Annotated in this window: 26 protein-coding genes; 8 read left to right on the top strand and 18 right to left on the bottom strand. The window is 73.9% G+C overall.

What is annotated here, in order from left to right:
* Nucleotides 1-91: 91 nt before the first annotated feature.
* Complete coding sequence (locus BLV96_RS43500; RefSeq protein WP_244180919.1) at nucleotides 92-1054, top strand: zinc-binding dehydrogenase; 963 nt, start codon at nucleotides 92-94, stop codon at nucleotides 1052-1054.
* Here BLV96_RS43500 and BLV96_RS43495 read toward each other — a convergent pair.
* From BLV96_RS43495 to BLV96_RS43465, 7 genes are all read right to left on the bottom strand, one after another.
* Entirely contained in the window at nucleotides 1051-1479 is a 429-nt protein-coding gene (locus tag BLV96_RS43495; protein WP_086670148.1) for a cupin domain-containing protein, read from the bottom strand. The genes BLV96_RS43500 and BLV96_RS43495 overlap by 4 nt on opposite strands.
* Before the next feature lie 12 nt (nucleotides 1480-1491).
* The gene (locus BLV96_RS43490; RefSeq protein WP_086670150.1) at nucleotides 1492-2421 is read right to left on the bottom strand and encodes a PDR/VanB family oxidoreductase; all 930 of its coding nucleotides are present in this window, start codon (nucleotides 2419-2421) and stop codon (nucleotides 1492-1494) included.
* Nucleotides 2418-2582, bottom strand: coding sequence for a hypothetical protein (locus BLV96_RS43485; protein WP_086670152.1), 165 nt, complete (start codon nucleotides 2580-2582; stop codon nucleotides 2418-2420). The genes BLV96_RS43490 and BLV96_RS43485 overlap by 4 nt, the downstream gene beginning before the upstream one ends.
* On the bottom strand, nucleotides 2579-3610 hold the full coding sequence (locus BLV96_RS43480) for an aromatic ring-hydroxylating oxygenase subunit alpha (protein WP_086670154.1): 1032 nt from the start codon (nucleotides 3608-3610) through the stop codon (nucleotides 2579-2581). Before BLV96_RS43480 ends, BLV96_RS43485 begins: the two co-directional genes overlap by 4 nt.
* An 85-nt stretch (nucleotides 3611-3695) precedes the next feature.
* Entirely contained in the window at nucleotides 3696-4454 is a 759-nt protein-coding gene (locus BLV96_RS43475) for an IclR family transcriptional regulator (RefSeq protein WP_086670156.1), read from the bottom strand.
* Nucleotides 4455-4479: 25 nt separating this feature from the next.
* The gene (locus BLV96_RS43470; protein WP_086670173.1) at nucleotides 4480-5145 is read right to left on the bottom strand and encodes a DUF4097 family beta strand repeat-containing protein; all 666 of its coding nucleotides are present in this window, start codon (nucleotides 5143-5145) and stop codon (nucleotides 4480-4482) included.
* A 106-nt stretch (nucleotides 5146-5251) separates the two neighbouring features.
* Complete coding sequence (locus BLV96_RS43465; protein ID WP_086670158.1) at nucleotides 5252-6205, bottom strand: LysR family transcriptional regulator; 954 nt, start codon at nucleotides 6203-6205, stop codon at nucleotides 5252-5254.
* 129 nt (nucleotides 6206-6334) lie between these two features.
* Here BLV96_RS43465 and BLV96_RS43460 point away from each other — a divergent pair, with 129 nt between their 5' ends.
* Both BLV96_RS43460 and BLV96_RS43455 read left to right on the top strand, forming a co-directional pair.
* Nucleotides 6335-7135 carry an alpha/beta hydrolase gene (locus BLV96_RS43460; RefSeq protein ID WP_086670160.1) on the top strand — a complete coding sequence of 267 codons (801 nt, stop codon included), beginning with the start codon at nucleotides 6335-6337 and terminating at the stop codon, nucleotides 7133-7135.
* A gap of 4 nt (nucleotides 7136-7139) precedes the next feature.
* Nucleotides 7140-7934 carry an SDR family NAD(P)-dependent oxidoreductase gene (locus BLV96_RS43455; RefSeq protein WP_086670162.1) on the top strand — a complete coding sequence of 265 codons (795 nt, stop codon included), beginning with the start codon at nucleotides 7140-7142 and terminating at the stop codon, nucleotides 7932-7934.
* A 6-nt stretch (nucleotides 7935-7940) separates the two neighbouring features.
* On the opposite strand, the gene BLV96_RS43450 is transcribed toward BLV96_RS43455, so the two are convergent.
* Together BLV96_RS43450 and BLV96_RS43445 are read right to left on the bottom strand one after the other, a co-directional pair.
* Nucleotides 7941-8672: a hypothetical protein gene (locus BLV96_RS43450; RefSeq protein WP_086670163.1), complete on the bottom strand. Its 732-nt coding sequence runs from the start codon at nucleotides 8670-8672 to the stop codon at nucleotides 7941-7943.
* 94 nt (nucleotides 8673-8766) lie between these two features.
* A complete protein-coding gene (locus tag BLV96_RS43445) occupies nucleotides 8767-9129 on the bottom strand; it encodes a hypothetical protein (RefSeq protein ID WP_143051117.1) in 363 nt (120 codons plus the stop codon).
* Nucleotides 9130-9215: 86 nt separating this feature from the next.
* Here BLV96_RS43445 and BLV96_RS43440 point away from each other — a divergent pair, with 86 nt between their 5' ends.
* Together BLV96_RS43440 and BLV96_RS43435 are read left to right on the top strand one after the other, a co-directional pair.
* Nucleotides 9216-10079, top strand: coding sequence for an SDR family oxidoreductase (locus tag BLV96_RS43440; RefSeq protein ID WP_086670167.1), 864 nt, complete (start codon nucleotides 9216-9218; stop codon nucleotides 10077-10079).
* Between the two features lie 86 nt (nucleotides 10080-10165).
* Nucleotides 10166-11257 (top strand): ANTAR domain-containing protein, encoded by a 1092-nt coding sequence (locus tag BLV96_RS43435; RefSeq protein WP_086670169.1) that lies wholly within the window; start codon nucleotides 10166-10168, stop codon nucleotides 11255-11257.
* On the opposite strand, the gene BLV96_RS43430 is transcribed toward BLV96_RS43435, so the two are convergent.
* Entirely contained in the window at nucleotides 11249-11917 is a 669-nt protein-coding gene (locus BLV96_RS43430; RefSeq protein ID WP_091390322.1) for a hypothetical protein, read from the bottom strand. The genes BLV96_RS43435 and BLV96_RS43430 overlap by 9 nt on opposite strands.
* Complete coding sequence (locus BLV96_RS43425) at nucleotides 11914-12264, bottom strand: hypothetical protein (protein WP_086678240.1); 351 nt, start codon at nucleotides 12262-12264, stop codon at nucleotides 11914-11916. The genes BLV96_RS43430 and BLV96_RS43425 overlap by 4 nt, the downstream gene beginning before the upstream one ends.
* Before the next feature lie 149 nt (nucleotides 12265-12413).
* Here BLV96_RS43425 and BLV96_RS43420 point away from each other — a divergent pair, with 149 nt between their 5' ends.
* Together BLV96_RS43420 and BLV96_RS43415 are read left to right on the top strand one after the other, a co-directional pair.
* Complete coding sequence (locus BLV96_RS43420; protein ID WP_086678239.1) at nucleotides 12414-14381, top strand: sensor histidine kinase; 1968 nt, start codon at nucleotides 12414-12416, stop codon at nucleotides 14379-14381.
* Nucleotides 14378-15022: a response regulator transcription factor gene (locus tag BLV96_RS43415; RefSeq protein WP_086678238.1), complete on the top strand. Its 645-nt coding sequence runs from the start codon at nucleotides 14378-14380 to the stop codon at nucleotides 15020-15022. The genes BLV96_RS43420 and BLV96_RS43415 overlap by 4 nt, the downstream gene beginning before the upstream one ends.
* A 2-nt stretch (nucleotides 15023-15024) precedes the next feature.
* Here BLV96_RS43415 and BLV96_RS43410 read toward each other — a convergent pair whose 3' ends face one another.
* From BLV96_RS43410 to BLV96_RS43400, 3 genes are read right to left on the bottom strand one after another with little or no spacing between them, the layout of a single operon-like run.
* Nucleotides 15025-15372 (bottom strand): UBP-type zinc finger domain-containing protein, encoded by a 348-nt coding sequence (locus BLV96_RS43410; RefSeq protein ID WP_086678237.1) that lies wholly within the window; start codon nucleotides 15370-15372, stop codon nucleotides 15025-15027.
* Nucleotides 15373-15406: 34 nt separating this feature from the next.
* The gene (locus tag BLV96_RS43405; RefSeq protein ID WP_086678236.1) at nucleotides 15407-16402 is read right to left on the bottom strand and encodes an aldo/keto reductase; all 996 of its coding nucleotides are present in this window, start codon (nucleotides 16400-16402) and stop codon (nucleotides 15407-15409) included.
* A gap of 58 nt (nucleotides 16403-16460) precedes the next feature.
* Nucleotides 16461-16916 carry a VOC family protein gene (locus BLV96_RS43400; protein WP_086678235.1) on the bottom strand — a complete coding sequence of 152 codons (456 nt, stop codon included), beginning with the start codon at nucleotides 16914-16916 and terminating at the stop codon, nucleotides 16461-16463.
* 91 nt (nucleotides 16917-17007) lie between these two features.
* Between BLV96_RS43400 and BLV96_RS43395 the strand changes: the two genes are divergently transcribed.
* Nucleotides 17008-17961, top strand: a complete 954-nt coding sequence (locus tag BLV96_RS43395; protein ID WP_086678245.1) for a helix-turn-helix transcriptional regulator — start codon at nucleotides 17008-17010, stop codon at nucleotides 17959-17961.
* On the opposite strand, the gene BLV96_RS43390 is transcribed toward BLV96_RS43395, so the two are convergent.
* From BLV96_RS43390 to BLV96_RS43375, 4 genes are all read right to left on the bottom strand, one after another.
* Nucleotides 17962-19284 carry a glycoside hydrolase family 6 protein gene (locus BLV96_RS43390; RefSeq protein WP_086678234.1) on the bottom strand — a complete coding sequence of 441 codons (1323 nt, stop codon included), beginning with the start codon at nucleotides 19282-19284 and terminating at the stop codon, nucleotides 17962-17964.
* Between the two features lie 145 nt (nucleotides 19285-19429).
* A complete protein-coding gene (locus tag BLV96_RS43385; RefSeq protein ID WP_244180917.1) occupies nucleotides 19430-20158 on the bottom strand; it encodes a zf-HC2 domain-containing protein in 729 nt (242 codons plus the stop codon).
* Between the two features lie 49 nt (nucleotides 20159-20207).
* Complete coding sequence (locus BLV96_RS43380) at nucleotides 20208-20447, bottom strand: YegP family protein (RefSeq protein WP_244180916.1); 240 nt, start codon at nucleotides 20445-20447, stop codon at nucleotides 20208-20210.
* Between the two features lie 66 nt (nucleotides 20448-20513).
* A complete protein-coding gene (locus BLV96_RS43375) occupies nucleotides 20514-21146 on the bottom strand; it encodes a TetR/AcrR family transcriptional regulator (protein WP_086678231.1) in 633 nt (210 codons plus the stop codon).
* Nucleotides 21147-21155 lie beyond the last annotated feature (9 nt).

Below are 21155 nucleotides of genomic sequence, written 5' to 3'. Positions count from 1 at the left end.
GTAGCGCGGGCTACCGGATCGCGGGTAGCGCAGGCACTACCGCGCGAAAATCCGTTGCCGAAGAGAACTTCGGCGTGTCACCGTCGCGCGCGTGAGCACGACTATGCGCGCGGCGGTCTGCGTCGGAGCCGGTGGCCCGGAAGTCCTGGAAGTCCGCGAGGTGCCGGTGCCGGCCGTGCGGGACGGCTGGAGCCTCGTCCGGGTGCTCGGCGCGGGCCTGAACCGGTCGGAACTGCGGACCCGGCAAGGCCATTCGCCGAACGTGCGGTTCCCGCGCGTGCTCGGGATCGAATGCGTGGGCGTCGTCGCAGAGTCGACCGATGCGGCGCTGCCGGAGGGCACGACCGTCGCGGCGGTGATGGGCGAGATGGGGCGGGAGTTCGACGGCGGCTACGCCGAATACGCGTTGCTGCCCAACGCTTTGCTGATGCCGCTGACGACGGCGTTGCCCTGGGACGTCCTGGCCGCGTTGCCCGAGACGTACCTGACGGCCCAAGGCGCGCTGGACGCGCTGGGGATCGGCCGGACCCGGCTGCTGATCCGCGGCGGGACGTCGTCGGTCGGGCTGGCGGCGGCGTCGATCGCGGCGGGCCACGGCGCCGAGATCGCGGCGACGACCCGCCGGCCGGACAAGGCGCCCGCGCTGACCGCGGCCGGCGTCACCCACGTCGTCGTCGACGACGGCGGACCGCTGGAGCTGCCCTGGCCCGACGGTCCCGACCACGTGCTCGACCTGGTCGGCGCCCGCACGGCGGTGGACTCGCTGAAGCTGGTCCGCCGCGGCGGCACGGTCTGCGTGGCGGGCTCACTGAGCGGCTGGTCGATCGCGGACTTCCAGCCGGTGGCGATGATCCCGTCCGGCACCCGCCTGACGGCCTTCCACAGCGACGACCTGAAGGGCCGCGCGGACGTGCTGCAGCGGATCGTCGGCGAGGTGGAGGCGGGGGTGTACCGGCCGAACGTCGACCGCGTCTTCGGGCTGGCCGAGATCGTCGAGGCCCACCGGTACATGGAGGCCGACCAGGCGAGCGGGAAGCTCGTCGTGATCCCCTAGCCGCCGGGGACCTCGACCGGTGCCCACAGGCTCGGCAGGTTGACCACGATGCCCTCCTGGCTGCTGCGCGCGATGATCACCACGGCCTCTTCGTCCGTCGGGTTCTCCTCGCGGTGCGGCACGTACGGCGGCACGAAGACGTAGTCGCCCGGCCCCGCTTCGATGCGGATCTCCTCGTCGCCGTCGGCGAAGACGAACACCGGGTGGCCGGACTTGACGTAGATCGCCGTCTCCGCCTCGCCGTGGTGGTGGTCGCCGGAGTTCGTGGTGGGCGCGACGTGCGTCTCGCCCATCCAGACCTTCTGCGAGCCCACCGTCTTGCCGGAGATCGCCTCCAGGCGGTTCATCCCGCTCGTCTGGTTCGTGTCGCCGGTCAGGTCCGCGCCGCGGATGTGCCGCAGCGGCTGGTGCCAGAGGTCGGTCATGCCGCCATCCTCTCAGAGGTCGAGCACCAGCCGGGGCGTGCACGAGCGGGAAACGCAGATCATCATCACGTCGCCGGCCCGCTGTTCCGCCGCGTCGAGCACCGAGTCGCGGTGGTCCGGCGTGCCGCCCAGCACGCCCGTTTCGCAGGTGCCGCACGTCCCTTCGCGACACGACGACAGCACCGGCGCGCCGGAATCCTCGACCACCTCCAGGATCGACCGGTCCGCGGGCACCGTCAGCACGCGGCCCGAGCCGGCCAGCTCGACTTCGAACGCCGTGCGCGCGCCCTCGTCCGCCTTCGGGGTGAACCGCTCGACGTGCAGCGCGTCCTCGGGCCACCCGGCGCAGTGCCGTTCCACCGCGGCCAGCAGCGGTTCCGGCCCGCAGCAGTACACCGCCGTGTCCGGCTGGGGCTCGGCCAGCAGGCCCGGCAGGTCGAGCAGCCCGTGCTCGTCCTGCGGCCGGAGCGTCACGCGGCCCTCGTGGCGGCTCACGTCCTCGGTGAAGGCCATCGACGAGCGCGTGCGGCCGCCGTACACGAGCTGCCACTCGCGGCCGGTCGCGGCGACCCGCTCGAGCATCGGCAGGATCGGCGTGATGCCGATGCCGCCCGCCACGAACAGGTACCGCTTGGCGTCGACGAGCGCGAAGTGGTTGCGCGGACCTTCGAGGGAAACCCGTTGCCCGGCAACGAGTTCGTCGTGCACGTACGCCGAACCGCCACGGCCGTCGGCCTCCCGCAGGACCGCCACCTGGTACGCCGACGTGTCCTCCGGCCGCCCGCACAGCGAGTACTGGCGGACGCCGCCGGGGAGCACGAGGTCGACGTGCGCGCCCGGTTCCCAGGCCGGCAGCGGCTCGCCGCCGGGCGCCCGGAGCGTCAGGCGGACGACTCCGTCGGCGACGGTTTCCTTGTGGGACAACACCAGTTCGAGGGTCATGCGTCGTGTCCTTCGGGGTGGGCGAGGAGCCATTCCCAGAGCTGCACCGGGTCTTCGAACTCGCGCTCGGCCGAGCAGTGGCAGACCGCGCGCAGCCGGTCGGTGCCGAGCACCCAGTGGATCCGGTACACGCGGTCGCCGGTGAGCATCGGCCGCGTCACGACGTGACCAGCCGCTGCAGCAGCCGCCGCGCGGCGAGACCGCCGGTGTCGATGTTGATCGACAGCTCCTGGTAGCCGTCCGGCTCGGTGGCGATCACCCGCTCCAGAACGTCGAGCGCTTCGACGTCCTGCAGGACGACCGTGCGGTTGTTCTCGGCGAGGAACGCCGACACGCCGTCGTCGTCGAGGGCGAAATCCCGGGCCACCGCCCAGAAGTCGTGCGTCGAGTGTTCGGTCTCGGGCGTGATCGCGTAGACGACCTCGACGTGGAAGGCGTCCGGGTCGCTGCCGTCGGGGTTCGGCACGGACCCGACCGGCGCGATCCGGCTGTGCAGCTTGTAGAGGCACGGCGGGGTGTACTCGATGTCCTGCCAGCGCGAGATCCGGCCTTGCAGGCCGGTGGACTTGGCGTAGAACGGCGGGCACGCGGCGTCGGCCATGTGCCGCGAGACGTAGACGATCCCGGCCTCGTCGTCGACCTCGGTCGTGATCGGCGTTTCCGCGACCTCGGGCGTCCCGATGTAGCCGCCGTGCAGGTACGTCTCGTGCGAGAGGTCCAGCAGGTTGTCCACCAGCAGCGAGAACCGCGCCTTCAGCGGCTCCATGCCGGCGACCGTCGTGTAGCCGGGCGCGTCGAGGTAGGGCGCCCGCGGGATCTTCGCCGTGTCCGCCTTTTCGGGGTCGCCGATGAACACCCAGACGAAGGAATCCTGCTCCGCCAACGGATAGCTCCGCAGCCGCGCGGTCCGGGGTACGCGCGTCTGTCCCGGGACGGCCACGCACTTGCCGTCGGTGCCGTAGGTGAAGCCGTGGTAGCCGCAGACGACCTGGTCGTCGACGAGCCGGGAAGGGGCCTGGGACAACGGGAACCGCCGGTGCACGCAGCGGTCGGCCATCGCGGTGACGGCGCCTTCGCGCGTCCGCCAGAACAGGATCGGCTCGCCGCAGACGGTGCGGCTGAACAGGTCCTGGCCGATTTCGGTGCCGTAGGCGGCGACGTACCACTGGTCGCGGGGGATCGCGCTCATCGGTTTCGTCCTTTCGTGGCGGGGCCCACAGCGTGCGGGAGCGGCCCGGTGCCCACGAAGGGCGTTTCCATAAGACGGAAAGGTGTCAGCCGAGTGCGCGGGAGATCGCGCGGGCGCTGGTCATGACCAGCGGAGCCAGCGTGTGCGGCGCGGCGCTGCCGTACCGGACGACGAGCGACACGGCCGCGACGACCTGGCCCCGCCCGTCGTGGATCGGCGCGCCGACCGAGAGGGCGTCGCTGGTGACCTGGCGGTCGCTGATGGAGAAGCCGTGCGTGCGCACGTCGGCCAGCAGGTGCCGCAGCCGGTCCGGATCGGTGACGGTTTCGGGCGTGTACCGCTCGATCGGGCTGTGCAGGACGTCCTCCTGCACGTCGGCGGGCGCGTGGGCGAGCAGGACGAGCCCGACCCCGGTCGCGGTGAGCGCGAACCGGCCGCCGACGCGCGTCAGCACCGGAACGGCACCGGACCCCGCGATCCGCTCGATGTAGACGACTTCGGTGCCCTCGCGGACGGCGAGCTGCACGTTCTCGCGGGTGATCTGCGAGAGGTCCTCGAGGAACGGCAGGGCCCGCTCCCGCAGCCCGAGCCCCCGCGGCGCGAGCGCCCCGAGCTCCCACAGCCGCAGCCCGACGCGGTAGACACCGGCCTCGTCCCGTTCGAGCGCTCCCCACTCGCAGAACTCCCCGAGGACGCGGTGCGCGGTGGCGGCGGGCAGCCCGGCCCGCCGGGCGACTTCCGAGAGCCGCAGGGCGGGCCGGTCGGGGGTGAAGGCGGCGAGCACCCGCAGCGCCCGCCCGAGCACGGGCCCGGTGGCCCCCGGAACCCGGCCTCGAGGTGGCATGACCGGCGAGCATAGCCCTCGGCCGTCACTTGCTCCGGGCCACGATGTCGCCGTACGACGTGGTGGCCTTGATGGCCAGCTCGGCCGTCCCGGTGTTCTTCAGGGCGTTGTCGACGCGGCCGTAGGACGTGCCCGCGTCGAGGGAAGCCGAGACCCCCGGCGCCGCGGCGACCGTGATCGCGCCCTGCTGGGTCTCCAGCACGACGTCACCGCGGACCGCTTCGGCGATGCGGATGTCACCGCGCGCGGTGCTGATCTGCGCGGGGCCGGCGAGGCGGCCGACCTCGACGTCGCCGTCGGTCGCGGTGAGGTGGACGCCGGCCGCTTCCTCGAGCCGGATTTCGCGGTAGGCACCCTCGAAGCGGACGTCGCCGAGGCGGCCGGTGCCGACCAGTTCCGAGGCCGCGGTCGTGGCCTGCACGTCCGAGCCGGCCGGCAGGCCGACGGTGATCTCGATCGCGCCGGTGGCGCCGAAGTACGGGTTCTTGCCCCGCGGGGCGTGGACGCGCAGGACGCCGTCGGCGTAAGTGACCGTCGTCTGCTCGGCGGCCTTGACGTCGCGGTGCCGGGCCGGGTCGGCCGGCCGGACCTCGACGGTGGTGTCGGCGCGGTCGCCGGCGGCGAGGTGGACGCGCCCGGCGGGCAGGTCCAGGACGGCGGTGATCGGGGCGGGGGTGGTGAAGTTCGGCATCGTGGTCTCCTCGGTTCCGGTGTCCCCGTCGGTGGGGACGAGAACCACGATGTCCGGCCGCCCTGACACCCGGCGGCCACCGGCCTGACATGCCGGCTGACACGCGTCAGGCCAGGTCCTCCGGCGGTGCCCAGAGCGGTGCCGTGTCGGCGCGTTCGGGGTGCAGCCAGCGGTGCCGGCCGGCGGTTTCGCGGGCTATCCGGAGGTACTCGCGGACGGGCTCCGGCGGGTCGCCGTCGCGCCACGCCAGCGACCACGGGTAGACCGGCTGCAGCTCCCGAGGCCGGTGCACCGGTACGCCGCGGTCGGCGTACCGGCGGGCGTAGCTGTCGAACTCCAGCAGGAACGCGCTTTCGGCCGCGCGGGCGAGCACGGCGTGGCAGTGCTCGAACGTGCCGGGGTTGCCCAGCCAGCGCAGGGCCAGGCCGGTCTGCTGCTCCAACGCGGTCAGGTACCGGCCGTGCACGTTGTAGAGCGCGGTGCCGGGAGCGTCCGCGAAGACTTCGAGGGGACGCTCGTGCAGCGACACGTCCGCCCGCCGCGGGTCGCCGGGCCGGCCGATGAGCCGGAACGGCTCCAACCGCAGCCGCTCGTGCCGCCAGCCCGCCGGGTACTCGGCCGTCAGCGCGGCGGTGACGCGGATGACGGCGACGTCGAGGTGGTCCTCCAGCAGCGCGGCGAGCTGGCGGGCGCTGTCCATCTGGCTCTGCACCACCTGGACGCCGGGGTGGGCCGCGACGAACGCGTCGGCGACCACGCGGCTGGTGTCCAGCTCGAAGATGTGCGCGACCCGCACGCGGTTCGGCGCCGGTTCGCGCAGCATCTGCTCCGCGGTGGCCAGCAGCTGCCGCGCGTGCTGCAGGAACCGTTCGCCGCGCGGGGTCAGCGTGACGTGGCGGCTGTCGCGCACCAGCAGCGGCGCGCCGACGTCGGCTTCGAGCCGGCGGATCTGCTTGGACAGCGCCGGCTGGCTGATGAACAGCTTGGCGGCGGCCCGGCCGAAGTGGAGCTCGTCGGCGACCGTGACGAAGTACCGCACCAGCCTGAGGTCGAGGTCCATCCGGGCCTTCCGCGCGAGGGTGGTGCCAACGATGCCATCCCGGCTATCGATGCGCACGCACCAGGTCTTGGACGCCGGGGCCGCGGACCGGTTGGCTGAGCGGAGAAACGGCTCGAAGCGGAGGAAGCGATGACGGACACCGGAACCCCGGTCGTGTTCATCCACGGTCTGTGGCTGCACGCCACGTCGTGGGAACCCTGGATCGACCACTTCCGGGCCGCCGGGTACGCGCCCGTCGCGCCCGGCTGGCCGAACGAACCCGCCACCGTCGAGGAGGCGCGGGACAACCCCGACGCCGTCGCCGACATCGGCATCGACGACGCGACCGACCACTACGCATCGATCATCGCCGGGCTGGACCGGCCGCCGGTGATCGTCGGCCACTCCTTCGGCGGCCTGATCACCGAAAAGCTGCTGGGCCAGGGCATCGGGCTCGCCGGTGTCGCGATCGACCCGGCGCAGATCAAGGGCGTCCTGCCGCTCCCGCTGGCGCAGCTGCGCGCCGGCCTGCCCGCGCTGGGCAACCCGGCCAACCTCCACCGGGCCGTTTCGCTGACCGAAAAGGAATTCCGGTTCGGCTTCGGCAACGCGCTGAGCGACGAGGAGTCGGCCGGGCTGTTCCGGCGCTGGACGATCCCGTCGCCGGCGCGGCCGCTGTTCCAGGCCGCGGCCGCCAACTTCGTGCTGCATTCGCAGGCGAAGGTCGACACGCACCGCGCGGACCGCGGCCCGCTGCTGCTGGTCTCCGGCACCGCCGACCACACCGTCCCGGACGTCGTCACCCGCTCGACGCTCAAGCAGTACCGGGACTCCACCGCGGTCACCGAGCTGAAGCAGTTCGAGGGCCGCGGCCACTCGCTGACCATCGACAGCGGCTGGCGCGACGTCGCCGACGCCGTGCTCGGCTGGCTGCGCGAGCACGGGGTCTAGGCGCGTGGACCTGGGTCTGGACGGCGCGGTCGCCGTCGTCACCGGGGCGAGCCGCGGTATCGGCCTCGCCGTCGCCGAAGCCCTCGTCGCCGAGGGCGCCCACGTCGTGGCCGGCGCCCGCGAGCCGGGGCCCGGCCTGGACGCGCTCGTCCGCGCCGGCAAGGCGCACGCGCTGGCCGTGGACCTCGGGACACCCGAGGGGCCCGGCCGGCTGGTGGAGCTGGCACTGGGCGAGCTCGGGCGCGTCGACGTCCTGGTCAACAACGTCGGCGCGGTCACCCCGCGGCCGGACGGCTTCCTGCTGGTCACCGACGAGGAGTGGACGCGGTCGCTCACGCTGAACCTGCTGAGCGCGGTCCGGGCGACGCGCGCGGTGCTGCCGTCGATGGTGACGGCCGGGCGGGGCAGCGTCGTCACGATCGCGTCGATCAACGCCACCCTGCCCGACCCCGGCGTGATCGACTACAGCGCGGCGAAGGCGGCACTGGTCAGCTTCACGAAGTCGGTGTCGAAGGAGTTCGGCCCACGCGGCGTCCGCGCCAACGCGATCAACCCGGGCCCGGTCGCGACGGACCTGTGGCTGGGCGCGGGCGGCGTCGCCGAGACGATCGCCGCGACCAGCGGGGCGAACCCCGCGGCCGTCGCCGACGAGGCCGCCGCCCACGCCGTGACCGGCCGGTTCACCCGGCCGGCCGAGATCGCGAACCTGGCCGTCTTCCTGGCCAGTGACCGGGTGGCGGCGAACATCACCGGCACCACGGTCACCGTCGACGGCGGTTACACGACCGAACTGCACTGAGCAGTGTCAGGCCCCGGGGCCGGAGTAGATCTCCGAGGCCTTGGGGGCGGTGACGGTCGTCGGCTTGTCCCAGTCGGAGAACTCGAGCGTGCCGCTCTTGGGCTCCTGCATGCGCAGCAGGTAGTGCGGCTCGCCGGCGGCCACGGTCGCCGTGCCGTCGGAGGAGGTGAAGGTGAGGGCCGGGATGCCGTCGGTGGTGGTCTGGCCGCCGGCGGTGAAGCTCGCCGAGTCCAGCTGGCCGACGGTGTTGTCGGTGAACGTCTTGTAGTCGAGGAACTGCTTGAACGCCTCGCCGATGCCGGCGCCGATCTGCGAGGTCGACGGGACCCACTTGTCCTTGAGCAGCTTGCCCACCGACGCCGGGATGCCGGCCTTCTTGATCAGCGAGTCGCTGAACCGGAAGAAGTACTTGTCGCCGGTGCGCAGGACCGGGATCTCCAGGCCGTCCTGCACGACGGTGCCGCTCGCGCTGTCCGGGTTGAGCTGCAGGTCGAGGTTGAGGTTCCCGCCCTCGGAGACGACACCGCGGACGTGCACGGCCTTGGCCTGCTTCGCGGCGTCGACGACTGCGGTACCGGCCTTCGCGGCGTCGAGCGAGGCGGCCGCGGGGCTCGCGGAGGTCGGCGCCGAGGTGGCGGCGGCCGGCTCCGCGGTGCCGCCGGTGCCGGCGCACCCGGCACTTAGGAGGGCGGCGACCGCCCCGGTGGCGATGAGCGCTCCCAGGTGGAGACGAGACATGGTGAGTGGGTCCGTTCGTGTAGGTCCGGGTGTTCCGGACACGAACGGGTTATCGACCAAGTGGGTGATGCGTTACGGCCTGTCGGCGGCTTTCCTACGTCAGGCTGATCACGACGCCGGTCTGGCCGGCCGGGACCGCGCCGTGGTGGGGGATGACCTCCCCGGCCGGGAAGACCTCGATGATCAGCATGGGCAGGCCCGGGTTCCGGACGAAGCCGCAGCTCCGCTCCTCCGAGCGGGTCGGTGCGGCGTAGCCGGCGGCCACCGCCGCGTCGATCCGGGCGCGCAGGACGTCGGGCAGCGAGCCGCTCCGGAGGGTGATCACGCCGAGCGTCAGGGGACTGGTGGACCACCCGCCACAGGAGAAGGAGTCGTCGAGCACGACTCCCGCCCGCGCCCCGATGCGGTCCGCGACGGCCGACAGCCGCTTCCGGGCCTGCCTGCCGAGGATCCTCACGCCGACCACGATATCCGGCCCGCGGGGCCGGGTGAATCCGTCGCGGGTCGTGTGAACCCAGCACCCTCGGGTACCCGGACCGGATCATGACCCCGCCCGAGGAGCCACCCGTGTCCCAGCCCGCCCAGCAGCAGACCCCGCCCGGCACGACCGCCGAGATGACCCCGCGGCCCGACCACGGCGAACACACCTACCGCGGCTCCGGCAAGCTGACCGGCAAGGCGGCCCTGATCACCGGCGCGGACAGCGGCATCGGCCGCGCGGTGGCGATCGCGTACGCCCGCGAAGGCGCCGACGTCCTCATCTCCTACCTGAACGAGCACGACGACGCGGAGGAAACCCGGCGCTGGGTGGAAGAAGCGGGGCGCAAGGCCGTCGTCGTCCCCGGTGACGTCGCCGACCCGGCCCACTGCCGGGCCCTGGTCGCCCGGGCGGTCGAGGAGTTCGGCCGGCTCGACGTCCTGGTGAACAACGCCGCCTTCCAGATGACGCACGAGACCCTGGAAGAGATCCCGGACGAGGAGTGGGACCACACGCTCGCGACGAACCTCAGCGCGTTCTTCCACCTCGCCAAGGCCGCGGTGCCGCACCTGAAGCCGGGGGCGTCGATCATCGGCAGCTCGTCGGTGAACTCCGACAACCCGACCCCGCAGCTGATGCCCTACGACGTCACGAAGGCGGGCGTCGCCAACATGTGCGCCGCGCTGGCGCAGCTGCTCGGTCCGAAGGGGATCCGCGTGAACAGCGTGGCGCCGGGGCCGATCTGGACGCCGCTGATCCCGTCGACGATGCCCGCCGAGCAGGTGGAGTCGTTCGGGCAGCAGGTGCCGCTGGGCCGCGCGGGACAGCCGGCGGAGCTGGCGCCGGTGTACGTGCTGCTGGCCTCCGACGACGGCAGCTACGTCTCCGGCGCGCGCGTCGCGGTCACCGGCGGCAAGCCGATCCTGTGACCGGCACCCGGCCGCAGTAAGGTCTCTTCTTCCGCGTCCAGCAGAGTGGCGTGCCGAGTCTCTTGGCCGAGCTCCGAGGTAGGCGCATGCCCGAACCGCAGCACACCGGCACGCTGCCCGGCACCCGTTCCGGGGTCCGCACGCTGGCGTGGCGCGGTGAGCTGGACATGTCCGCCGCGCCCGCGATCGGCCGGGTGAGCGTCGACGAGGACCTCGTCATCGACCTCACCGAGGCGACGCTCGTGTCCGCCGTCGTCGTCCGGACGCTGGTGCGCCTCCACGACGACGCGGTGCGGCGGCGGCACCGGCTCGTGGTCGTCACCCGCGACCGGTTCGTCGCCTGGAGCCTGCGGCAGGCGGACCGCCGCCTGACCGTCGCGAAGACGCGCGAGGACGCGCTCGCCCGGCTGGACGCCACCGCGTCGACCGAGGCGGTCGAGGGGCGCCGGGCCCGCAACCGCGCCCGCATCGCCGACGCGCTCGACGTGCTGTGCGAGCGCTACCACCTGGCGACCGCCGACGAAGCGTTCGAACTGGTGCGGGAGGCGTCGCAGAGCCACAACGTCACCATCCGCACCCTCGCCGCGGCCGTGCACGCCGTGCCGGCGCCCACCGGGCCCGGGTGGTTCCCCGGCCGCGCCCGCCGGGTGGCACCACCCACCGCGCTGCGCCCGGCGGGCCGGACCCCGCCCGCGCTGCTGACCGCCGCCCTCACCGCGTCCCTGCGGGTGACCGGCGCACCGCACGCGGCCGTGCACAGCATCGAGCCGCTCGCGGGCGGCCTCGCGCTGGAGCACCACCACGGCCTGGGCCCGCGGTACGTGGACTTGTTCACCCACCTGGACAGCGGCGCGGCGTGCACCCAGGCGCAGCACCGCCGCGAGCGGGTGGTCGTACCGGACGTGGCGTCCAGCCCGGTGTACACGGCCGAGCACCGCGAGGCGGTCCTGCGCGCGGGCGCGAGGGCGGCGCAGAGCACCCCGATCCTCACCCCGGGCGGCGTGTGCGCGGGGGTGCTGACCACCCACCACGACCACCCGGCCGACCTGCCCGGGGTTCCGGAGCTGGAGCTGGTCGACCTGGTCTGCGCGGACGCGGGCCGCTGGCTGGACTGGCACAGCCGCACGATCGTCCTCGACGCCCTCGAGCACCTCCACGCCCGCGCGACCTCACGCTGACGAAGAAACCGCGACCCGCGCCGGCTTCCTGCCGGGCGCGACTCGCAGCAGCGCGACGGCGACGGCGGCGAACCCCACCGCGTTGCACCCCCACGCCGCGAAGTCCAGCGGATGGCCGGCCACCACGACCGCCGCCACGAAGTGCAGGGGCTGCGCCACCACCGTCAACCCGGCGGCCCACCGCGGCACCGCACCCGAGATCCCCATCGCCACCCCCAGCACCACGGTTCCGGCGACGTGCCCGACGACGAACACCACCCCCGCCACCGCCGCGACCGGGTGGACCGCCTCGAACAACCGCGCCACCACGGCTTCCGGCAAGTGCTCCCGGACCCCGAACAGCACTCCGGCGTCGCCGGCGACGAGCAGGCCCAGCGTCGAGTACGCCGGCACGAGCAGCACCAACGCCGCGGCCGTCGTGCGGGGTGCCCCCGGCCGGGTCAGCCCGCCGGCCGCGAGGACCGCCGGCACCAACGTCAGCACGCCCACGAACCCGAGCCACACGACCAGCGACTGCGTGTCCGGAGCGGCCGCCACCTTGCGCACGACCACCGCGGCGTCGTCGGTCGTGTCGTAGGGCAGCACCAGCCGGAGCACCGCGATCGCGGCCGGGCCGATCGGCAGCAGCGCCGCGGTGAGCCACCGCGCCCCGCGGCTCATCGCGCACCCGCCGTGAGCCGCGGGGCTAGCACCAACGCCGCGCCGGCGATTGTCGCCGGCACTCCGGCGCCCGCCAGGACCACCACCGGGCCGGGCACGCCGGGCGTCACGGCGGCCGGGACCGCGCCGAGCGCGGACAGCGCCCGCAGGACGAGCAGGCCGGGCACCGCCCGCCGCGCGCCCCGCCCGGCCGCGACGACCAGGACCAGGCTGAGCGCGCCGAGCAGCGCGGCGGCCACGGCGACCGGCATCGGCGGGTGCTCGCCGTCGGTCAGCAGCGGGACGAACAGGTCCACCACGGACAGGAAGCCGAGCACCAGCAGCCCGGCACGCGTTGATCGCGACATTTCGAACCTCCTTCAGGACCCGTCCACGGTGCGGGTCCGCCCCTTCCCGGGGCATGAGCCCGCGTTCCGCACGGCCCCGGGAAAACGCCCGGCCGATCCGGGAACGTGGTCCCGGGACAGCGGGACCGCGAAGGCGGACACTGAGGCGCATGACGACCGGCCGCGGGCTCGCCGCGGGCCTCGGGGCGCTCGCCGTGACCGAGGCCGGCGTCGCCGTCGCGCTCACGATCGCCGTCGGGTGGTCGTGGCAGCAGGCCCTCGACGCGTTCGTCGTGACGAACTCGGTCATGGGCGTCGCCTTCGCGGCCTGCGGGGCGGTCCTCGGGTGGCACCGCCGGCGCAACCCGATCGGGTGGCTGTTCCTCGCGGACGGCCTCGGGCACGCCACCACGGCGGCCGCCGTCCCGCTCCTGCAGGCCCTGCACGACGGCGGCGCCCCGCTCGGGCTCCAGCGGCTCGCCGCGACGGTGTTCGCCTGGTCGTGGCCGTGGTCGATCGGGCTGTTCCTGCCGCTGGCGCTGGTGCTGTTCCCGGACGGCAAGCTGCCGGGCCGCCGCTGGCGCCCGGTCGTGCTCGCCCTGATCGCGACGGCGCCGCTCTTCGTCCTCGAACTCGGGACCAGCCCGCAGCCGCCCGTCCCCGGCCTGCCACCGGGCTACCTGACGCTGGCCGGGTACGACGCGCTGAGTCCACTGTGGACGATTTCGGAACTGCGGACGGTCCTCGCGCTGGCGCTGGCGGTCGTGGCCCTGGTCGTGCGCTACCGGCGCGGCGACGACGTCCTGCGCCAGCAGCTGCTGTGGCTGCTGCTGGCCACCGTCACCGTGGCCGCGCTGGTCGTGCCGTGGTCGTTCGTCGCGGGAACGCCGGTGGTGGTGCTGTTCGCCATCCCGCTCATCCCGGTCGCGGTGACCATCGCGATCGTGCGGCACCGGCTGCTCGACATCCGCCTCGCGGTGGCGCGCGTCCTCGCGTGGGTGCTGCTGTCGGCCGGCGTCGTGCTGGCGTACGGCGTGCTGGTCACCCTGCTGGACCGGTTCGTCTCCGCGCAGCTCGGCCGGTCCGCGGTCGCCACCATCGTGGTGGCCCTGGTGTTCGCGCCGGTCCTCCCGCGGCTGCAGCGCGCGGTCGGCCGCGCGCTCTACGGCGATCGCGGCGACCCGGCCCGCGTCGTTTCCCGGGTCGGTGAGCAGCTCGCCGGATCCGGCCTGGCCGGGGTCGTGACGGCGATCCGCGCCGCGCTGCGCGTCCCGTACACCGCGGTCGCGACGACCGGGGAAGTCCTCGCCGAGGACGGCGAAGTGCCGGAGGAGGTGACCGTCGTGCCGCTCGAGTACGGCGGCGCGGCGGTCGGCGAGCTGCGGATCGGCGCGCGCTCGGGGGAGGGCGGCCTCGGGACCGCCGACCACGCCGTGCTCGCGCTCGTCGCCGCGCCGCTCGCCGTCGCCGTCCACGCCACCCTGCTCTCGGACCAGCTGCAGGCGTCGCGGGAGCGGATCATCGCCGCGCGCGAGGAGGAACGCCGCCGGCTGCGCCGCGACCTCCACGACGGCCTCGGGCCCGCGCTCACCGGCGTCGCGCTCATCGCCGACGCCGCCGCCAACCTGCTCACCACCGACCCCGCCCGCGCCCGCGAGCTGCTCGGGGCGCTGCGCGGGGAGATCCGCACGGCCGTCGCGGACATCCGGCGGCTGGTCGAGGACCTGCGCCCGCCCGCGCTCGACGACCTCGGCCTCGTCGGCGCGCTCCGCCAGCGCGTCGAGCACCTGGTGCGGCGGGCCGACGGCGGTGCGCTGCTCGTCCGCCTCGACGTCCCCGGCGAAGTCCCGGTGCTGCCCGCCGCCGTCGAGGTCGCGGCCTACCGCGTCGCGACCGAGGCGCTGACCAACGTCGTCCGGCACTCCACGGCGTCGACCGCGGTGCTGCGGCTGCGCTGCGCCGAGGGGGACCTCGACCTGGAGATCGCCGACGACGGCCCGCCGGACGGCCCGTGGCGGCCCGGCGTCGGCCTGCACGCCATGCGCGAGCGCGCGTCCGAACTCGGCGGCGGGTTCGAGGCGGGCCCGTCGCCCGAGGGCGGCCGCGTCCGGGTGTCGTTCCCGCTGGGGGCACCGTGACCGCCCTGCGCGTCGTCATCGCCGACGACCACCCGATCGTGCGCGAAGGCATGGCGGCGCTGCTGAATTCGCTGCCCGGCTTCACCGTGGCGGGGATCGCCGCGGACGGGCGCGCGGCCGTCCGCGAGGTCGTCACGACCCGGCCGGACGTCGCCGTGCTGGACCTGCGGATGCCCGGCCTCGACGGCATCGCCGCCACGAAGGAGATCGCCCGCGCGGCCCCGGAGGTCGCCGTCCTCGTGCTGACGATGTTCTCCGACGACGACTCGGTGTTCGCCGCGATGCGCGCGGGCGCCCGCGGCTACCTGGTCAAGGGCGCCGAGCAGGACGAGATCGTCCGCGCGATCCGGGCGGTGGCGGCGGGCGAAGCGATCTTCGGACCCGCGGTGGCGCAACAGGTCCTGGACTTCCTCACCGCGCCGCCCGCCACCGACGAGCCGTTCCCGGAGCTGACCCGCCGCGAGCGCGAGATCCTCGACCTCCTCGCCGCGGGCCTGCCGAACGGGGCCATCGGGCGCCGCCTGGGCCTGGCCGCGAAAACGGTCGCGAACAACGTGTCGGCGATCCTCGCCAAGCTCCAGGTCGCCGACCGCGCGGCCGCGATCATCCGGGCCCGGGACGCGGGCCTGGGCCGCGGCTGACGCTAGTGGATGTGCGTCTGCCAGTCGTCCGGCACGCGGCCCTCGGGCCCGGGGACCGGCTGCGTGTCCGGCCGGTGCTCCGGCGGCGCCAGCGCGGGGCCGTCGTAGGCCTCGCCCGTCTCGAAGCTGTAGAACCAGTCCTCGCCCGGTTCGAAGCTGCGGATGAGCGGGTGCCCGGTCGCCTTGTAGTGCGCGGTCGCGTGCTGCGCGGGCGAGCTGTCACAGCACCCGATGTGGCCGCACTGGGCGCAGCGCCGCAGGTGCACCCACCACCCCTCGGCGGCGAGGCATTCCGCGCAGCCGGTCCCGCTCGGCGCGGCGGTGACGTCGATACCCTCGATTTCGGCCATGCCGACAGTCTGCCAAGCGCCGGGGCCGGGCGCATCAGCCCGGGGCCCGGCGCAGGTGCGGCGGTTCGCAGGCGACGTCGATCGGGCCGAGGTCGGTGCCGGGCGGGACGACCTCGTCGATCCGGTCGAGCAGGTCGTCCCCGATCGCCGCGCCGGCGCCCGCGACCAGGTCGTCCAGCTGCTCCTCGGTGCGGGGCCCGATGATCGCCGAGGCGACTCCCGGGTGCGCGGTGACGAACGCCAACGCCAGGTGCCGCAGGGGAATCCCGGCCCCGTCGGCCAGGGGAACGAGCGCTTCGACGGCGTCGAGCTTGCGCTGGTCGGTCAGGTGCCGCGGCACCCAGTGCAGGCGCCCGGCCGAGGCCGTTTCTCTGCGGTACCGGCCGGAAAGCAGGCCCATCGACAACGGGCTCCACACGAGCACGCCCAGGCCGTGGCGTTGGCAGACGGGCAGGATTTCCCGTTCGGCTCCGCGGTTGAGGATCGAGTAGTGCAGCTGCTCGGTGCGGAACCGTGCCAGGCCACGCCGTTCCGCCACCCACTGCGCCTCGACGATGTCGGACGCCGGCAGGTTGGAATGCCCGATGGCGCGCACCTTCCCCGCGCGCAGCAGGTCGGTCAACGCGCTCAGCGGCTCCTCGATGTCGGTGCCGGGCTCGGGGTGGTGCAGCTGGTAGAGGTCGAGGTGGTCGACGCCGAGGCGGCGCAACGACCCTTCGACGGCGGAGACGATCCAGCGCCGCGAGTTGCCGCGCCGGTTCGGGCCGGCACCCATCGGGCCGTTGCCCTTGGTCGCCAGGACCACGTCGTCGCGGCGGCCGCGCAGGGCCCGGCCGACGATCCGCTCACTCTCGCCGTCGCCGCCGTAGACGTCGGCGGTGTCGATGGTGGTGATGCCGTGGTCGAGGGCGCGGTGGACGATGCGGACGCACGCGTCGGGATCGGGGTTGCCGTACGGCCCGAACATCATCGTGCCGAGCGTGTAGGTGCTGACCTGGATGCCGGTCCGGCCCAGGGGACGGGTTTGCAAAGCTTTCTCCAACGGTCGGTCGCGGTGGGACGCGGCTCGCGCCCCACCGCGAGGCGGCTCAGCCCTGGGCGACGTCGACGATCCACGTGACGCCGAACCGGTCGGCCAGCATGCCGAACGCGGGCGCCCACGGGGCCGGGCCGAACTCCTCGATGACCGTCGCCCCCTCGGCGAGCCCCTTCCACAACGGCGCGACCTCGTCGACGGTCTCCCCGCGGACCGACAGGAAGAACGGTTCCTTCGTGATCGTGGTGCCGTTCTCCCGGCGGGTCGTCGGCGCGCCCGGGGTGGCCGGCCCGTCGGTGCCCGGGACGTCGTAGGCCAGCACCCGGAAGCCGTTGTCCGCGGTGACCTGGCCGAAGACCACCTTGCCCGCGTCGGGCAGCTCGGCGGGCATCCCGAAGTCGCCGTAGGTGACGACGGTGGCCTGGCCGCCGAAGACCGACGCGTAGAACTCGAGGGCCGCCCGGGCCTGGCCGGTGAAGTTGAGGTGGGCGGAAGTGGTGAGAGACATGGTGTTCCTTTGCGAGTGGTGGTCCGACGAGAGCCACACTGTCAGCAGTAGCGGTCAGGGAACGTCCGCTTCTCGTGGCACCATGGAAGACGTGCCGACCGCCTCTTCGACGGCGACCTCGGGTCGTCTGCTCTCGCTGCTGTCCCTGCTGCAGGTCCGCCGGGACTGGCCCGGCGCGCTGCTCGCCGGCCGGCTGGGCGTGAGTGAACGGACCGTGCGCCGGGACGTCGACCGGCTGCGCGAGCTCGGCTACCCCGTCCAGGCGGTCAAGGGACCGGACGGTGGCTACCGGCTCGAAGCCGGCCGGCAGATGCCGCCGCTGCTGTTCGACGAAGAGCAGGCGGTCGCGCTCGCGGTGGCGCTGCGGATCGCGGTCGGGACCGGCGCGGGCATCGAGGAGGCCGCCGCCCGGGCGCTGGCCACGGTCCGCCAGGTCATGCCGTCCCGCCTGCGGCAGCGCGTCGACCAGCTCGAAATCACCGCGGACCGGCGTTCGACGCAGGTCGGCACCGACGTGCTGCTCGCGCTCAGCTCGGCGATCCGGGCCACCGAGGAAGTGCGGTTCGACTACGGGGATCCGCCGCGCCGGCGCCAGGTGCAGCCGCACCACCTCGTGGTCCGCAACGGCCGCTGGTACCTGGTCGGCTGGGACGCCGGGCGCGAGGACTGGCGCACCTACCGCGCCGACCGGATGGCGCTGCGCGTACCGAACGGCCCGCGGTTCACGCCGCGGGAGGTACCGGGCGGCGACGTCGGGACGTTCCTCGCCGCCCGGTTCAAGGGGTCCGCCACCGCCGACGCCTGGCCGTGCCGGGGCGAAGTGGCCCTCGACCTGCCGCTCGCCGCGGTCGCGCCGTTCGCCGGGGACGGCGTCGCCGAGGAGGTCGCGCCGGGGAAGACCCGGCTGCGGACGGGGTCCTGGTCGTGGGCCGCGCTGGCCGCGAGCCTGGCGCGGTTCGACGCCGACCTCGAAGTCGTGGGTCCACCCGAGCTGCGGACGGCCTTCGCGGACCTGGCCGCTCGGGCCGCCCGCGCGGCTCGGTGATCAGCTGCAGGACGTCCCGTTGAGCGTCGGGGCCTGGAACGGCGGTGCCGAACCGGTGTAGCTCGCGTTGTAGCCGATCGTGGCGGTCGCGTTGGTGGCGAGAGTGCCGTTCCAGGCGGCGTTGTCGACCTTGACGACGTCACCGGTGTCGGTCCAGGTTCCATTCCAGCCCTGGCTGACGGTCACCCCGGGCGCGGAGAAGGTGAGCGTCCACCGGGTGACCGGCGCGCCGCGGTTTTCGAGGACGATCTCGCCGGTGTACCCCGTCGACCACGTGCTGACCACGCGGTGCGTCACCGTGCACCCACCGGTGGGCTGCGGGGTGCTGCTGGTGGGCGTGGTGGTCGGCGTCGTCGGCGTCGTCGGCGTCGTGGGGGTGGTGGTCGGGACCGGCCCGGCGGCGACGGCGAGGTCGTAGGCCCGCTGGGGCACGAACTGGCCGGCGGCGGCGAGGCAGCCGTCCGCCTCGCCCGGCGGCTTGACCCAGAGGAACGCGGCGATCGCGCTGTCGCCGGTCTGGTCGGTGCTGGCGGTGCCGATCGCGCGTCCGGCGGGGTCGCACCACTCGCTGCCCTGCGGCCCGTTGCCGTTGCGGCTGGTGTCGACCACGGCCTTCAGCCGCGAGTCGCCGAGCTGGCCGAGAACCGCTTTGTCGTAGGCGACTTCGTCGGCGGTCGCGCGGTAGTTGGAGACGTTGGTGGAGATGCCGTCGGCGCTGTTCGACACGTCCGCGGCCCGCAGCCGCGCGGCGGCGTCACCCGCGGAAAGCCAGGCGGAGTGCCCGATGTCGAAGTACACCTTCACCTGGGAGGACGCGGCTTTGAGGCGTTTGCCCGCGTAGGCGATCGACGCGGTGGTCTGGCTCTGCTGGTCGCCGCTCTGGCAGTTCGTCATGAGCGCGAGCACGTCGGGTTCGAGCACGATGGCCGCGGACCGCCCGGCCAGGCCGGCGGCGACCTGGTCGATCCAGGCCCGGTAGGCATCGTGCGACGGCGCCCCGCCGCCGCTCGCGCCCCCGCAGTCGCGGTTGGGGATGTCGTAGACGACCAGGATGGGGATCTTCCCGGCGGCGGCCGCGGCCCCGGCGTAGGCGTCCACTTCGCCGCGCACGGCCGAGGTGTTGGTGGTGGTGAACCACTTGGCCTGCGGCACGGCGGCGATCCGGTCCCGGATGACGGCGGCGCGCGAGTCCCCGGGGTTGGCGGCGACCCACTGGGCGGCGTTGGTGGTGGGGTCGACGTAGAAGGGCGACCCGGCGGCTTCGGCGCCGGTGCCGACGACGACCACGCTCCCGGCGAGGGCGGCCAGCACCCCGGCGGCCACTGTCCTGCTTCGCATGCACGTTCTCCTTCGAACGACTGTGAAGTGACGTCATCGCCGCGCCCGAGACGACTGGGAGCGCTCCCAGTGAGCCGAAATGGTAGCCGGGGAAACGGGATCGGGGAAGGGGTGGCGCCCGCGGCCGGCCTCAGGCCGCGCGGTGGCGGCCGGCCGGCCGCCGCGGGAAGCGCGGGCGGACGGGCGCGAGCGACGCCGGCGCGTCGTGCTCCGGGAGCCGGACGTCGTCGCCGTTGTCCAGCGCGTCGGCGCTGACCGGTGCCGGGGCGGGCCGGCGGCGGTGTTCCCGGTGCACCAGCACCATCAACACGATTCCGACGACCAGGAAGCCGTGGGTGAGCAGCCGGCCGGCGCCCACTTCGCCGTCGGAGAGGTCGACCGCGGAGACCACGCCGAGCACGAGCGCGAAGCCGCCGAACAACGGCAGTTGCGCTCCCGCCGCGCGCGGACGCAGGGCGGCCCACAGCAATCCGATGCCCAGCGCGAGGTTCCAGGCCGCGCTCTCGTTGCTCAGGTGGATCGCGGGCAGGGCGCCGGTGTGCCCGGCGTGGCCGTCGCCGGGCACGAGGAATTCCGCGAACCCCAGCCCGGACTGGACGAGCCCGACGAGGGCGAGCGCGACCCGTGCCGCCCACTTCTCGCGCGCCGGCGGCGGTGCGGTGGCGAGGATCGCGGCCGTGAGGTCGGGCACCGCCGGTGCCTGCCGCACCATCGACCGGCGCAGCCGGGCGGCCTGCTCCTGCCAGGCCCGGCACGCGGAACACCCGCCGAGGTGACGCTCCACTTCGGCTTCGGGCACGGGGCCGGGCTCGCCGTCGAGCGCGGCGGAGAGCGATTCCCGGAAAACTGCGCAGTCCACCACCAGATAGTCGGTCAGGCGCCCGTTCCGGTTCCGGCCGGTCCCGGAATCAGGAGTCCGTCTCGACGATCGCCGCTCCCGCGGCGGCCCGCTGCACCGCCTCGCACCCCGCCCGGGCGCTTGCCTTGCTCTCGTAGGCTTCGCCGGAAGCGACGACTTCGCCGTTGCCGGCCTTGAGGCGGAAGCGGTACTTGCCCGCCTTGTCCTGGTAGACCTCGAACTTCCCGGCCACGGTGACCTCCCGCGCTCGTCGGCTGCCCGTCGACGTCAACTCCGCGGGACCGGCCACGCGCGCCGCACCGCGAAGCAGCGTCCGGTGGTCTCAGCGGGCTCGTCCGTTGCGCCGCAAGCCGGTTCACCCGGGTGCCGCGTCACCGCGGTCCTCCGTGAGTTCGGGCAAAGCGGCCGTCACCAGCGTCCGTGCCGTGCGCCGGAGGCTGGCGATCGCCGCTTCGGTGTCGAGGCCGCAGAGGTCGGTGAGGGAGAAGAACGCGTCGGCGCTGACGACGGCCGCGAGGTCCTGCTTGAGCTGGGCCAGCCGGCTCCCGTTCCTCGTCGGCACGACCGGGTCCAGTGCCTCGTCGATGAGCCCGAAGCGGAAGCCGGGCCGGGCTCGCGCGCGGGGCGGGTTGACGACCGTCGCGGCGATCACCGCGCGGACGGACCCCTGGTAGGCGACCACCCGCCGCAGCAGGACCTCGGTGGCGAACTCCAGCCGGTCCGCCGGGTCGGTGCTGCCCGCGACCGGCTCGAGCGCCTCGGCGGGGGTCGGCCACATGCCGACCAGCGCGGCGTTGATCAGCTCCACGATCTCCGAGAAGTGGCGGTAGGCGGTCGCTTCCGAGACGCCGGCCAGCTCGGCGACCTCGGGCATGGTCAGCATGCGGCCGGAGGCGATCAGCGTGCGGCACGCGTCGACGATCGCGGCGCGGGTCCGCGCTTTCTGCTCGGCCCGGCTGACCCGGTCGCGTTTGCTGGTCGTGGGCATCCCGCTCCT

Source organism: Amycolatopsis pretoriensis, assembly GCF_900107925.1.
GTDB lineage: Bacteria > Actinomycetota > Actinomycetes > Mycobacteriales > Pseudonocardiaceae > Amycolatopsis > Amycolatopsis pretoriensis.
The sequence above is the reverse complement of the archived record's forward strand: the minus strand, read 5'-3'. Positions and strand labels throughout refer to the sequence as shown.